Origin of the sequence: Microbacterium sp. RD1, assembly GCF_052220165.1 — a bacterium.
In the GTDB taxonomy this organism is placed as follows: domain Bacteria; phylum Actinomycetota; class Actinomycetes; order Actinomycetales; family Microbacteriaceae; genus Microbacterium.
Genome location: NZ_JBQPOL010000002.1, coordinates 1,066,367 through 1,080,648 on the forward strand (window position 1 = coordinate 1,066,367; position 14,282 = coordinate 1,080,648).

The following is a 14,282-nucleotide window of genomic DNA, read 5'->3' on the forward strand; positions in this document are numbered from 1 at the left end:
GGGCCGTGATGCTTGACGCCGGACCGCTCCGCGCAGACGCCTCAGAGCGTGGGCAGGCCCGGATCGTTGGGATCGAAGGGCGCGTCGAGCGACCGCGTGAGCTCTTCCAGCATGGCGGTGATCTGCGGTTCGACGAACTCCGTCACGGCCGCCTGGATGCGCAGGCGGTGGTGGAGCAGGATGGCGCAGACCTCCCGGCCGATCATGTTGGCGTAGTCATCCGCCAGCCCGACCTCCTGCCGCAGCGCCGCCTTCGCCTCGTCGGAGAGGGGCGGGAGGGCGGGGATGTCGGCGTCCTCCTGAGCGGCGAGCCCCGAGACAGTGAAGAGGAACGGCGCCCCCGGCACGGGGTCGGGGTCCAGTGGAAGCCCCTCGAACTCCGGCTCGAGGCCCTCCGCGGGGCGGTAGCTGCGTGCCCGGTTGCGGGCGGCCTGCTGGTCGAGCTCGGCCTGCAGCATCGGGAGGTTCCGCGCGGTGTACTCCGCGACGGAGTGGTCGACGATCGTCTTCACGCGGGTAGAGAGTCCGTGCTGCACACCGTGCGGCACGTCGGCGCCCAGACCTGCTGCCGACAGCACCGGCGATCCGAAGCAGCGGCGGCACGGGGCGACGCGCCCCCGATGCGTCGAGGGCTCCCACCGGGGCAGCCACTTCAGCCAGGCGTCCACCGCCTGGCTGACCTGGGTCTCGAGCGACCGCTCCACACGTCCACGGTAGTGCGACACGCCGCGCCCCCCCAGCACCTGCGCGGGAAACACGCTCATTCCTCGTCGTCGCGCTCCCATGGCCAGCGCGGGCGGGACGCTCGCGTGCGGACCAGGGCGATCCCGCCCCACCCGGCCACGAGGGCCGCACCGGCGATCATGAGCCCCGGCCATCCGACCGCCACCCACCCTGCGGCAGCCCAGGCGGCAGCGGCATCGGCGCCGGTCAGAAGCGCACCTCCGACCACTCCGACGACCTCCCCGAGGTAGGCGGCGAGAGCGGTGAGGAGCGCCGTCCAGAACGACGGCTGCGGTGATCGCAGCCCCGCCCACAGGGCACCGGTGAAGGCGGCAGTGGCCAGCAGCATCCCGACCACCCCCGGGATCTGCCCGAGACCGGGGACGGCGATGACGTCGGAGTCCAGGACGAGACTCGACACGCCGAGGGCCGCGATGGCGAGCGCGAGGAACCCGACCACGGCGAACGCGAGCGCGAGGCCGGGAGGCACCGGCCCCCTGTTCCCGCCCGCGTCGCCGGTCATGTCGCGCTCAGGCGCGATGCAGCTGCGGACCCGCCTCGAGCGTGCGCTCGTACTCGCGCTGAGCCTCGTCGTTGAGCTCGGTGACCCGACGACCGCGCGCGGCGACCCAGGCGCCGAACCAGATCGTGAGCTCCCGGCCGAGGACGAAGGCCACGATCGCCAGCGGCGCGAGCACCTGCGCCTCCACGAGCTCGGCGCCCTCGCGGGCGGTGAGCAGCCAGAACGGCGCCTGGAAGAGCTGCCCCAGCAGGTGCCCGAGCCACGCGGCGATCCCGACGAGAAGGCCCCAGACGACCCAGTGGCCCCAGCGTCCGCGGTTGATGATCGCGCCGAGCAGCCAGAAGCCTATGAAGAACACGACGACCGGCACCCACAGCGACCACGTGGTCAGCGTCGCGAGCGTCGCCTCGAGCAGCTCCGGGACGGCGATGTCGCGATACAGCAGGCCGAACCCGAGGGTCGCGGCCAGGTACAGCACGGCGAAGACGGCGGCGGCCAGGAGGCCGATGGCGCCGGCCGCGCCGCGGTTGCCGCGGGGGCGGGGCGCCTCGGGAGCCTGGACGAAGATGGGCTGCGCGCCCCCGTACGCGGTGGGGGCCGGCGCGACGACCGGCTCACTCGGCGTGACGGCGGCCGGCGCCGCCACGGGGGCTGCCACCACCGTCGGGGTCTCATCGGCACGGGCGGCTGACTCGGCGGATGCCGCATAGGCGGCCCAGCGTGCGTCTTCATCGGAGTCGCCGTCGACGACCACTGTCTCGTTCACGACGGTCTCCTCGACGACGACAGTCTCCGGGGCATCCGAGACCTCGGGATCGCGGGCGACGGCCTCTTCGGGCACGTCGTTGCGGGCGGCCTCGGCCTCGGCGAGTCCCTCGTGGGCGCGGCCGACGACGTCCGCATCGCGGTCGGTCTCCTTCGGCTCGTCGACAGGGTCGCCGTACGACGATTGGGGATCAGTCATCGCCCGCACTCCTCACGCGGGGCCGGTCCCCGCCCAGCGAGGGTAACGCGGCGCGGGGGCCGGGAGAGGAAGCCTCGCCGTCGTGTGTCGGACTCCGCCCCGAAGCGGCGCGGGTTAGGGTGAGCGCATGTCCGCCCGCCGCCCCCGAGCCCGCCTCGCGGCGGCGATCGTCGCGGCCGCGCCGATGCTGGTCCCCCTCGCGGCGTGCGCCCCGGAAGCGGGGTCTTCCCCGACCCCCGACCGCTCGTCATCCGCATCTGCGTCCCCCTCCTCCAGCGGGTCCCCGACCGTGTCGCCCTCCGCCTCGCCGAGCACCACGCCGGCCGCCCTCCCCACCGACTGCAAGGCGATCCTCGCCGAGTCGGTGCTCGCCCAGCTCGCCGACGTGCCGCTGAACGACCCGGGTGCGGGCGAGGCCACCGGGGTGCAGCCGAACGGCACGCTGGTATGCCTGTGGCGCGACCCGCGGGCGGACACGACGTTCCTGCGCACCGAGATCTCGCGGATGAACCGCGGCCCCGCGCTGGACCTCCTCAACGAGCTCGCCGCCGGCGGGCAGTTCACCTGCTACACCCCCGACGGCGGCACGCGCTGCGAGGGCACGTGGCCGAACCCGACGTATCCGGTGACCGACGGGCGCACGCTGTTCTGGCGCGACGACGTGCTCGTGGATACGTCGTTCTCGAACCTGGCGCCGACCGGCTACACCAACAGCATCGTCGCGCACGTCTTCCCCTCGTCCTGACGCGCGCATCACGACCTCCGGCCCTCGCTCTTCGCGAGGGGATCGCTCAGCCGGGGAACGCCCGCGACGCCACCTGCGGACCGTATCCCTCGGGCGCCCATCCGGTGAGGACGCTCGAGACCCACAGGTCACCGCGCAGATCGTGGATCTCGCTCACGTCGCCCCGGGTCCGCTCACAGTGCACCGCATCCGTCTCCGCCGCGCAGGTGAAACCTTCGGCCGTCAGCGAGGCCTGCGCGATCGGTCCGCTGTCCGCGGGGACCGTGGCGAGCGTCGTGCTGATCGACCGCGCGCCTCCCTCCGCCCGCCAGCCGCACGTCAGCCGGACGGACGGGGCCAGGGCGGTGACGAGGGCCGTCGTGGTCGCCGGCGGGGCGAACGTCTGCGTCAGCAGGACGTCAGGGGTCCACACCAGCTCGGACCACAGGCGGTCGGGATACAGGCTGCGGCAATCCGTGATCGGCTCCGCGGCAGCCCCGCGCTGCTCCTCGCCGTCGGCCACGGGAGCGGAGGTGGAGCTTCGCAGCAGGTTTCCGGTGAACTCGATCGCGCCCGGCACGCCGGGAGCGGCGAGCCACACGAGCGCGACGACGACCGCGCCGCAGATCACCCCGATCGGCCACGCGATCCACAGGCTCCGCCCTGCCACCCGAGCCATGAGCACCCCTCCGCTGCCACGGTAAGCGGGCGGCGGCCGGGGCCCCGGATGCCACGCCCGCGAACGCCGGCGCAGACAGTCGCCGTCACTCCCCTCGGTCTGTCCCGCTCGAGTGTCAGCGCGTGCCGCACAGCATGTCCGGTCGCGGTACCACCCGCCTCAGCCCGCACCACACGCCCGGCATTCGCGTGGCAGCTCGTGCCTCCTCACGCGACCTGAAGCGGCACAACCCGCCACCCCCGCATTCGCGTGGCAGCTCGTGCCTCATCGCCCGACCTGAAGCGGCACTACCTGCCACTCCGACCCGCGCATACAGCCCCGGACGCCACGCCCGCGAACGCCGAAGGCCCCCGGTCCGCTCGGAACCGGGGGCCTTCAGGGATTCATGCCTCAGTTATACGTGCCGGGCGTGAAGTCGTCGGTGGAGAAGCTGTCGAAGTCGACGTAGCTCAGGTCGGCGTCGCTGTACGCGCCATCCGAAGCGAAGATGCGGTTGGGGTACCGCTCGCTCTTCGCCTCCTCCGTCGCCTCGACCGTGACATTGCGGTACTTCGCAAGCCCGGTTCCGGCGGGGATGAGCTTTCCGATGATGACGTTCTCCTTGAGGCCGACGAGCGGGTCGCTCTTGCCCTCCATGGCCGCCTGCGTCAGGACGCGGGTGGTCTCCTGGAACGACGCCGCCGACAGCCACGACTCCGTCGCGAGCGACGCCTTCGTGATACCCATCAGCTCGGGACGGCCCGACGCGGGGCGCTTGCCCTCGGCCACGGCCTCGCGGTTGATGCTCTGGTAGCGCTTGAAGTCCACCAGCTCACCCGGAAGCAGCGTCGTGTCGGCGTGGTCGACCACGGTGACCTTCCGCAGCATCTGGCGCACGATGACCTCGATGTGCTTGTCGTGGATCGGCACACCCTGGGAGCGGTACACACCCTGAACACCGTTGACGAGGTACTTCTGCACCTCGCGGGCGCCCATGACGCGCATGACCTCCTTGGGGTCGAGCGTTCCGACCAGGAGCGGCTGACCGACGGTGACGTGCTGGCCGTCCTCGACCAGGAGCGTCGCACGCTTCAGGACCGGGTACACGACCGGCTCGTCGCCGTTGTCGGGCGTGAGGATGACCTTCTTGGCCTTCTCGGTCTCGTCGATCGTGATGCGGCCGTCGGCCTCGGCGATCGGCGAGGCACCCTTGGGGGTGCGCGCCTCGAACAGCTCCTGCACACGGGGAAGACCCTGCGTGATGTCCTCGGCCGAGGCCGAGCCACCAGTGTGGAAGGTACGCATCGTCAGCTGCGTGCCGGGCTCACCGATCGACTGGGCGGCGATGATGCCGACGGCCTCGCCGATGTCCACGGTCTTACCCGTGGCCAGCGAGCGGCCGTAGCACTGCGCGCACACCCCGACAGCCGAGTCGCACGTGAGGACGGAGCGGACCTTGATGGTCTCGATCCCGCCCGCCACGAGCTTGTCGATCAGGACGTCGCCCACGTCGTCGCCGGCGGCGGCCAGCACCGTGCCCTGCGCGTCGACGACGTCGGCGGCGAGGGTACGGGCGAACACCGAGTTCTCGACGTTCGGGTCGCGGGTGAGGGTGCCGTCCGGGCCCACCGAGGCGATCGGGAGCTCGAGGCCCTTCGACGTGCCGCAGTCCTCCTCGCGGATGATGACATCCTGCGAGACGTCGACGAGTCGACGGGTCAGGTATCCCGAGTCCGCCGTACGGAGGGCCGTGTCGGCCAGACCCTTACGGGCACCGTGCGTCGCGATGAAGTACTCCGCCACCGACAGACCCTCGCGGTACGAGGAGATGATCGGGCGGGGGATGATCTCACCCTTGGGGTTGTTCACCAGGCCTCGCATACCGGCGATGTTCCGGATCTGCAGCCAGTTACCACGCGCTCCCGAGGACACCATGCGGTTGATGGTGTTGTCCTCCGGGAAGTTGTCGCGCATCGCCTTCTGGACCTCGTCGGTCGCCTCGGTCCAGATCTTGATGAGCTCCTGACGACGCTCGGCGTCGGTGGTGAGGCCCTTCTCGTACTGCGCCTGGACCTTCGCGGCCTGCTTCTCGTAGCCGCTGACGATCTCGGCCTTGTTCGGCGGGGTCAGGATGTCGCTGAGCGCCACGGTCACACCCGAACGCGTGGCCCAGTAGAAGCCGGCGTCCTTGATGCGGTCGAGGGTCGCGGCGACCTCCACCTTCGGGTATTCCTCGGCGAGCTTGTTGACGATCTGCGACAGTTTGCCCTTGTCGGCCTGCTCGCGCACGAACGGGTAGCCCTTGGGGAGCGTGTCGTTGAAGATCGCCTGGCCGAGCGACGTGTCCACGAGCCCGTGACGCTCGTACCCCTCGGGCGCCTGGCCCTCGAGGAACGTCAGGCCGGGAACGCGGATGCGGACCTTCGCCTGCAGGTCGAGGGTGCCCTCGTCCTTGGCGAGGATCGCCTCGCCGACCGAGCCGAACACGCGACCCTCGCCGGGCGCACCCTCCTTGAGGGTGGTCAGGTGGTGCAGGCCGATGATCATGTCCTGCGAGGGCAGGGTGACCGGGCGGCCGTCCGAGGGCTTCAGGATGTTGTTCGACGCCAGCATGAGGATGCGGGCCTCGGCCTGCGCCTCGACCGACAGCGGCAGGTGCACGGCCATCTGGTCACCGTCGAAGTCGGCGTTGAACGCCGCGCACACGAGCGGGTGCAGCTGGATGGCCTTGCCCTCCACGAGCTGAGGCTCGAACGCCTGGATGCCGAGGCGGTGAAGCGTCGGTGCACGGTTGAGCAGCACGGGGCGCTCGCGGATGATCTCCTCGAGCACGTCCCACACCTCGGGCCGCGTACGCTCGACGGCGCGCTTGGCGGCCTTGATGTTCTGCGAGTGACCCAGGTCGATCAGGCGCTTGATGACGAACGGCTTGAACAGCTCGAGCGCCATCTGCTTCGGCAGACCGCACTGGTGCAGCTTGAGCTGCGGGCCCACGACGATCACCGAACGCCCCGAGTAGTCCACGCGCTTGCCGAGCAGGTTCTGACGGAACCGGCCCTGCTTGCCCTTGAGCATGTCGGACAGCGACTTGAGTGCGCGGTTGCCGGTACCGGTGACGGGGCGACCGCGGCGACCGTTGTCGAACAGCGCGTCGACGGCCTCCTGCAGCATCCGCTTCTCGTTGTTGACGATGATCTCGGGGGCACCGAGGTCGATCAGGCGACGGAGACGGTTGTTGCGGTTGATCACGCGGCGGTACAGGTCGTTGAGGTCGCTGGTCGCGAAGCGGCCACCGTCCAGCTGCACCATCGGGCGCAGCTCCGGCGGGATCACCGGAACGACGTCGAGCACCATCGAGGCCGGGCTCATGCCGGTCTGCAGGAACGAGTTGACGACCTTCAGGCGCTTGATCGCGCGGATCTTGCGCTGGCCCTTGCCCTCCGAGATCTGCAGGTGCAGGCTCTCGGACTCGGCGGCGAGGTCGAAGGCCTCCAGGCGACGCTTGATCGACTCCGCACCCATGTGGGCCTCGAAGTACTGACCGAAGCGGTCCTGGAGCTCGTGGAACACGTCGTCCTCGGGCTTGAGCGCGCCCACCTCGAGCGTGCGGAAGTCCTCCCACACGCGCTCGAGCTTGGCGATCTGCTCGTCGGCGCCCTTGCGGATCTGCGCCATGTCCTTCTCGGCGGCGTCCTTGACCTTCTTCTTCTGGTCGGCCTTGGCACCTTCGGCCTCGAGGGCGGCGAGCTCCTCCTCCAGCTTGGCCAGGCGGGCGGCGATGCGGGAGTCGCGGCGGTCGCCGAGCGTCTTCAGCTCGAGGCGGATGTTGTTCTCCTGCGTCGGGAGGTCGCGGTGACGCGCCTCCTCGTCGACCGAGATGACCATGTACGCCGCGAAGTAGATGACCTTCTCGAGGTCCTTCGGCGCCATGTCCAGCAGGTACCCGAGGCGCGAGGGAACGCCCTTGAAGTACCAGATGTGGGTGACGGGGGCGGCGAGCTCGATGTGGCCCATGCGCTCACGACGCACGGAGGACTTGGTGACCTCCACGCCGCAGCGCTCGCACACGATGCCCTTGAAGCGGACGCGCTTGTACTTGCCGCACGCACACTCCCAGTCCCGTGAGGGGCCGAAGATCTGCTCGCCGAAGAGCCCGTCCTTCTCGGGCTTCAGCGTGCGGTAGTTGATCGTCTCGGGCTTCTTGACCTCGCCGTAGGACCAACGACGGATGTCGTCGGCGGTGGCCAGACCGATGCGGAGCTGGTCGAAAGTTGTTGATTCGAGCACTATTTCTCAGTTCTCCTGGGTAAAAGAATCGGCCGGGTCAGATCTCGTCGATCGACGAGGACTCGAAGCGGCTGGAGATGTTGATGCCGAGCTCTTCCGCTGCGCGGAAGGCGTCATCGTCGGTGTCGCGGAGGTTGACCGCCGTGCCGTCCGCCGAGAGCACCTCGACGTTCAGGCAGAGCGACTGCATCTCCTTCATGAGCACCTTGAACGACTCGGGGATGCCGGGCTCCTGGATGTTCTCGCCCTTGACGATCGCCTCGTAGACCTTCACGCGGCCGAGGATGTCGTCGGACTTGATCGTCAGGAGCTCCTGGAGGGCGTATGCGGCGCCGTACGCCTCGAGCGCCCACACCTCCATCTCACCGAAGCGCTGGCCACCGAACTGCGCCTTACCACCGAGCGGCTGCTGGGTGATCATCGAGTAGGGGCCCGTCGAGCGTGCGTGGATCTTGTCGTCCACGAGGTGGTGCAGCTTCAGGATGTACATGTAGCCGACCGAGACGGGAGCCGGGAACGGGTCGCCGGAGCGGCCGTCGAACAGCAGCGTCTTGCCCGAGGAGCCGATGAGCCGCTCGCCGTCGCGCGTGGGGAGTGTCGAGTCCAGCAGACCCGCGATCTCCTCCTCGCTCGCACCGTCGAACACCGGGGTGGCGACCTTGGTGCCCTTGGGGGCCTCGAAGGCCTCCTTCGGCAGACGCGCGGCCCACTCCGGGGTGCCCTCGACCTTCCAGCCCTGCTGGGCGATCCAGCCGAGGTGAAGCTCCAGCACCTGGCCGAAGTTCATGCGACCGGGGATGCCGAGCGGGTTGAGGACGACGTCGACCGGGGTGCCGTCCGCGAGGAACGGCATGTCCTCGACGGGGAGGATCTTCGCGATGACGCCCTTGTTGCCGTGACGGCCGGCGAGCTTGTCACCCTCGGTGATCTTGCGCTTCTGGGCGATGTAGACCACGACCCGGCGGTTGACGCCCGAGCCGAGCTCGTCGTCACCGTCTTCGGCGTTGAACTCCTTGACGGCGATGATCGTGCCCTGCTCGCCGTGGGGGACCTTCAGCGACGTGTCGCGCACCTCGCGGCTCTTCTCGTTGAAGATCGCGCGGAGCAGGCGCTCCTCGGCCGACAGCTCGGTCTCGCCCTTGGGCGTGACCTTGCCGACGAGGATGTCGCCGGGGCGCACCTCGGCGCCGATGCGGACGATGCCGCGCTCGTCGAGGTCCTTCAGCAGGTCGGGGCTCACGTTGGGGAGGTCCCGCGTGATCTCCTCCTTGCCGAGCTTGGTGTCACGGGCGTCGACCTCGTACTCCTCGATGTGGATCGAGGAGAGGGTGTCGTTCTTGACGAGCTCCTGGCTGAGGATGATCGCGTCCTCGAAGTTGTGACCCTCCCACGTCATGAACGCCACGAGGAGGTTCTTGCCGAGCGCGAGCTCGCCGTTCTCCGTCGCGGGTCCGTCGGCGATGACCTCGCCGACCTCGACGCGGTCGCCGGCCGAGACCACGACACGCTGGTTGTAAGACGTGCCCTGGTTGGAGCGGTCGAACTTGCGGAGGAAGTAGTCCTGCGTGCCGCCCTCATCGAGCTGCACGGTCACGACGTCGGCCGAGACCTCCATCACGACACCGGGCTTCTGCGCGGTGAGGACGTCGCCGGCGTCGATCGCGGCGTAGCCCTCCATACCGGTGCCGACGACGGGCGAGTCGCTGCGCACCAGCGGCACGGCCTGACGCTGCATGTTCGCACCCATGAGGGCGCGGTTGGCGTCGTCGTGCTCGAGGAAGGGGATGAGCGAGGTCGCGACCGACACCATCTGGCGGGGCGAGACGTCCATGTAGGCGATCTCGTCGGCCGGGTACAGGTCGACCTCGCCGCCCTGACCGCCACGGGCGAGGACGCGGTCCTCGGCGAAGTGACCGTCGGCCTTCAGCGGGGCGTTGGCCTGAGCGACGATGTGGTCGCTCTCCTCGCTCGCGGTGAGGTACGCGATGTCGTCGGTGACGCGGCCGTTCACGACCGTGCGGTACGGCGTCTCGATGAAGCCGAACGCGTTGATGCGCGCGAACGACGCGAGCGAGCCGATGAGGCCGATGTTCGGGCCTTCCGGCGTCTCGATCGGGCACATGCGGCCGTAGTGCGAGGGGTGCACGTCACGGACCTCGACACCGGCGCGCTCACGCGACAGGCCGCCGGGACCGAGGGCCGACAGGCGGCGCTTGTGGGTCAGGCCCGCGAGCGGGTTGTTCTGATCCATGAACTGCGACAGCTGCGACGTGCCGAAGAACTCCTTGATCGCGGCGACGACGGGGCGCACGTTGATCAGGGTCTGCGGCGTGATCGCCTCGATGTCCTGCGTGGTCATGCGCTCGCGGACGACGCGCTCCATGCGGGACAGGCCGGTGCGCACCTGGTTCTGGATGAGCTCGCCGACGGCGCGGATACGACGGTTGCCGAAGTTGTCGATGTCGTCGATGTCGAGGCGGATGTCGGCGGTCTTGCCGCCGCGCACTCCCTCGAAGGTCGCGTCGCCGCGGTGGAGGCGAACGAGGTACTTGATGGTCGCGACGATGTCGTCGACGGTCAGCACCGAGTCGCTCAGCGGCAGCTCGAGGCCCAGCTTCTGGTTGATCTTGTAGCGACCGACCTTCGCCAGGTCGTAGCGCTTGGCGTTGAAGTAGAAGTTGTCCAGCAGCGCGCGGGCGGCCTCGGCGGCGACCTGCTCGCCCGGACGGAGCTTGCGGTAGATGTCGCGGAGCGCGTCCTCCTTGGTGAGGATCGTGTCCTTGGACAGCGTGTCTTCGATCGAGTCGAAGCCGGCGAACTCCGCGAGGATGTCTTCGCTGGTGAGACCGAGGGCCTTGAGGAAGACGGTGACCGACTGCTTGCGCTTGCGGTCGATGCGCACGCCGACCTGGTCGCGCTTGTCGATCTCGAACTCCAGCCACGCGCCGCGGCTGGGGATGATGCGAGCCGACACGATGTCCTTGTCGGACGTCTTGTCGGGGGTCTTGTCGAAGTAGACGCCGGGCGAGCGCACGAGCTGCGACACCACGACACGCTCGGTGCCGTTGATGATGAACGTGCCCTTGTCGGTCTGGAGCGGGAAGTCGCCCATGAAGACCGTCTGCGTCTTGATCTCACCGGTCTGGTGGTTCATGAACTCGGCCTCGACGTACAGCGGCGCGGCGTAGGTCTTGCCGCGCTCCTTGCACTCCTCGATCGAGTACTTCTCCGGCTCCAGGTACGGGTTCGTGAACGAGAGCTGCATCGTCTCGCTGAGGTCTTCGATCGGAGAGATCTCCTCGAAGATCTCCTCGAGACCGCTGATCTCGGGCACGTCGGTGCGACCGGCGGCCTGAGCCTCCGCGACGCGTGCCTTCCACGCCTCGTTGCCGACGAGCCAGTCGAAAGACTCGGTCTGCAGCGCGAGAAGGTCAGGGACCGTCAGCGTGTCGGAGATCTTCGCGAACGAGAGGCGGGATGCGCCTCGGCCGTTCTTGGGGGTGGTGGTGGGGTTGGATGCGTTGGGCGCAGCAGCCAAGGGAATAACCTCCGCAGAGTCCGGGCAGGACTCGTGATTCCTTGTCGTCAGGGTGGAGTGCTCCCGGCCCCGAAACCTGACGTGTCGCACACCGCGAGAGCGGGGACGCGCAGGAACAGCCGACCACCATATGAGGGCAGGGGAAAGGGGAGCGCAAACAACAACTATACGTCGGATGGCGCATCGTGTCCAGCGGGATTCTTGACGACTCTACCCAGGTGCGGTATAACCGGCCGATGGACGACCGCAACGGCGCGCGAATCCGCACACCCGACCAGCGTTTGCGCATCTTCGTCTCCTCGACCCTGCGAGAGCTCGCCGAGGAGCGGCGAGCGGTGCGCGCGGCGGTGGAACGACTGCGCCTCGCCCCGGTGATGTTCGAGCTCGGCGCCCGCCCGCATCCGCCCCGCGAGCTCTACCGCGCCTACCTCGACCAGAGCGACGTGTTCGTCGGCATCTACGCCGACAGCTACGGCTGGGTCGCGCCCGGTGAGGAGATCTCCGGTCTCGAGGACGAGTATCGTCTCGCGCCGCGGGAGATGCCGAAGCTCATCTACATCAAGAAGCCGCAGGCGCGGGAGCCTCGGCTCGAAGAGCTCATCGGCCGCATCCGGGAGGACGACACCGCCGCCTACCTCCCCTTCGCCGACGCCGCCGAGCTCGAGGAGCAGGTGGCCGCCGATCTCGCGGTGCTGCTGGCCGAGCGTTTCGACTCCTCCCGCGCCGTCGATCCCACCGCCGCGGCCACAGTGGCCACGCGCCTGCCCGCCCCCTACACCGCCACGATCGGCCGCGAGGACGACATCGCCGCGGTGCACCAGCTCCTCGCCGCCGACGACGCGCGCGTCGTGACGCTCGTCGGCCCGGGCGGGATCGGCAAGAGCCGCCTCGCGATCGAGGTCGCTCAGGCCGGGGCGGCGCTGTTCCCCGACGGCGTCGCGTTCGTGCCGCTGGAGGGCGTGCTCGAACCCGGACTGCTCCTGCCGACCATCGCGTACGCGCTCGGCGTCCGCGACAACGGCGAGGCGGCGCTGGAGGATCGGATCGGGCTGTCGCTGGCCGAGCGGCACGTCCTCGTCGTGCTCGACAACTTCGAGCAGGTGGTGGAGGCCGCGCCCTTCCTCGTGCGCCTGTACGACCGGGCGCCCCGCACGCGCTTCCTCGTGACCAGCCGCGTGCTCCTGCGCATCCGCGGCGAGCGCGTCTTCGACGTCCGGGCACTGGGGGCCCCGGATGCCGGCGCACCGGCGACGCTGGAACGCGCGCAGCGATCGCCGGCGGTGGCGCTGTTCGTCGACCGGGCGCGCGCGGCCAAGCCCGACTTCGCGCTGACCGCCGACAACGCCGCCGACGTGTCGCGGTTGTGCGCGCACCTGGAGGGGCTGCCGCTGGCCATCGAGCTGGTCGCGGCGAAGGTGCGAACCCTCTCCCCCGCCGCCCTCGCGCGACGCATCGAGAAGAGCCTGCCGCTGCTGGCCGCATCCGCGCGCGACCTCCCCGACCGCCACCGCACCATGACGGCCGCGATCGACTGGAGCGTCGAGCTGCTCTCGCCCGCCCAGCGCGCGCTCCTGGAGGATCTGGGCGTCTTCGCCACGCGCTTCACGCTCGAGGCGGTCGAGGCGCTCGGGGCGGGCCGCGTGTGGGAGGGGCACGAGCTCGAGGCCCTGGAGGCGCTCGTGGACGCCTCGCTCGTGGCGCAGTCCGAGATCGAGGGCCGGCCGGTGTTCTCGCTGCTGGCCGTGGTTCGCGAGTACGCCCTGGACCGGTTGAAGAGCACCGGCGATGCGGCACGGATGCGCGCCGCCCACGCCGACTACTACCGCCAGCTGGTGAGCGATCTCGCGCCGGGACTGCGCGGCACGCACCAGGCCGACACGGTCGCGCTGCTGGGGCTGGAGCTGCCCAACCTGCGGGCGGCGGTGCGCCACCTCATCCATATCGACCGCCTCGACGATGCCGGCGACTTCGCGTGGAAGCTGCTCATCTACTGGTGGATCGCCGGCTTCTTCGCCGAGGTGCGCGTGTGGATGCTCGAGCTCCTCGGCAAGGACCAGCCGATCTCGCCCCACACTCGTGCGGTGGCGTGGTTCTTCGCGCTGTGGGGGGAGATGTGGCAGCACCCGTCCGAGGAGGTGGTCGCCGGGCTGGGCGAATGCCTGCGGCTGTTCACCGACGCCGGTGACGAGGACGCCGCCGCGATGGCCCTCGCCGCCCGCGCGACCGCGCGGCTGCAATTGCCCGTGCCCGACCTTGACACCGCCGACGGCGAGCTGCGCGACGCCGTCTCGCGGCTGCGGACCCTCGGCAACGGCTGGGCCGAGGCGATCACCGAGGTCGCCCTCGGTCGCCTGGAATGGCTGCGCGGCTCACCCGACGACGCACTCTCCCATTTCCACCGCGCGACCGACGTGGCCGAGGCGGGCGACGATCTGTTCACCGTGTCGGTGGCCGGTGACCACCTCGCCCGCATGCAGCTCGTGCGCGGGGCGATCGACGCGGCCGAGAGCCGCTGCATCCGCACGCTGGGGGTGTCGCTGCGGCTGCACTACGAGGAGGGCGTCGCGTACGGGCTCGAAGGGCTGTGCGCGGTCGCGGCCGCACGCGGCGACGGTGAGCGCGCCGGCACGCTGTGCGCGGCCGCGACGACCATCCGCCGCCGCATCGGCGTCTTCGACGTCGAGCCGTTCACGGTGCACGCGCCGCAGCTGGAGCTCGCGCGCCGCGCGGATCCGGCCGCCGTGGAGCGCGGCGAGGCCCACGGCGCCGCGCTCAGCGTCGCCGAGGCGGTGGAGCTCGCGCTTCCCGATGCCGAGCGCGCGGCCGTGGCGGACATCCTGGCGCGCTGGTGACGCGCCTCCCCGA

Annotated in this window: 8 protein-coding genes; 2 read left to right on the plus strand and 6 right to left on the minus strand. The window is 69.8% G+C overall.

Going from position 1 to position 14,282, the window contains the following annotated elements; all coding sequences use genetic code 11:
- Positions 1-41: 41 nt before the first annotated feature.
- Genes ACTU3I_RS13875 through ACTU3I_RS13885 form a run of 3 tightly spaced genes read right to left on the minus strand, consistent with a single transcriptional unit; the run spans position 42 to position 2,210 of the window.
- On the minus strand, positions 42-704 hold the full coding sequence (locus tag ACTU3I_RS13875; protein WP_442926410.1) for a spermidine/putrescine ABC transporter substrate-binding protein: 663 nt from the start codon (positions 702-704) through the stop codon (positions 42-44).
- A 56-nt stretch (positions 705-760) separates the two neighbouring features.
- Positions 761-1,213: a hypothetical protein gene (locus ACTU3I_RS13880; protein WP_442926277.1), complete on the minus strand. Its 453-nt coding sequence runs from the start codon at positions 1,211-1,213 to the stop codon at positions 761-763.
- A gap of 40 nt (positions 1,214-1,253) precedes the next feature.
- The gene (locus ACTU3I_RS13885; RefSeq protein WP_442926278.1) at positions 1,254-2,210 is read right to left on the minus strand and encodes an ABC transporter; all 957 of its coding nucleotides are present in this window, start codon (positions 2,208-2,210) and stop codon (positions 1,254-1,256) included.
- 127 nt (positions 2,211-2,337) lie between these two features.
- Here ACTU3I_RS13885 and ACTU3I_RS13890 point away from each other — a divergent pair, with 127 nt between their 5' ends.
- Positions 2,338-2,955, plus strand: coding sequence for a hypothetical protein (locus tag ACTU3I_RS13890; protein ID WP_442926279.1), 618 nt, complete (start codon positions 2,338-2,340; stop codon positions 2,953-2,955).
- Between the two features lie 46 nt (positions 2,956-3,001).
- On the opposite strand, the gene ACTU3I_RS13895 is transcribed toward ACTU3I_RS13890, so the two are convergent.
- From ACTU3I_RS13895 to rpoB, 3 genes are all read right to left on the minus strand, one after another.
- Positions 3,002-3,613, minus strand: coding sequence for a hypothetical protein (locus tag ACTU3I_RS13895; RefSeq protein WP_442926280.1), 612 nt, complete (start codon positions 3,611-3,613; stop codon positions 3,002-3,004).
- Positions 3,614-4,003: 390 nt separating this feature from the next.
- Positions 4,004-7,879 carry a DNA-directed RNA polymerase subunit beta' gene (gene rpoC, locus ACTU3I_RS13900; RefSeq protein ID WP_442926281.1) on the minus strand — a complete coding sequence of 1,292 codons (3,876 nt, stop codon included), beginning with the start codon at positions 7,877-7,879 and terminating at the stop codon, positions 4,004-4,006.
- Positions 7,880-7,916: 37 nt separating this feature from the next.
- Positions 7,917-11,417: a DNA-directed RNA polymerase subunit beta gene (gene rpoB, locus ACTU3I_RS13905; RefSeq protein ID WP_442926282.1), complete on the minus strand. Its 3,501-nt coding sequence runs from the start codon at positions 11,415-11,417 to the stop codon at positions 7,917-7,919.
- Between the two features lie 236 nt (positions 11,418-11,653).
- On the opposite strand from rpoB, the gene ACTU3I_RS13910 reads away from it, so the two are divergent.
- Positions 11,654-14,269, plus strand: coding sequence for an ATP-binding protein (locus tag ACTU3I_RS13910; RefSeq protein WP_442926283.1), 2,616 nt, complete (start codon positions 11,654-11,656; stop codon positions 14,267-14,269).
- Positions 14,270-14,282: the final 13 nt, after the last annotated feature.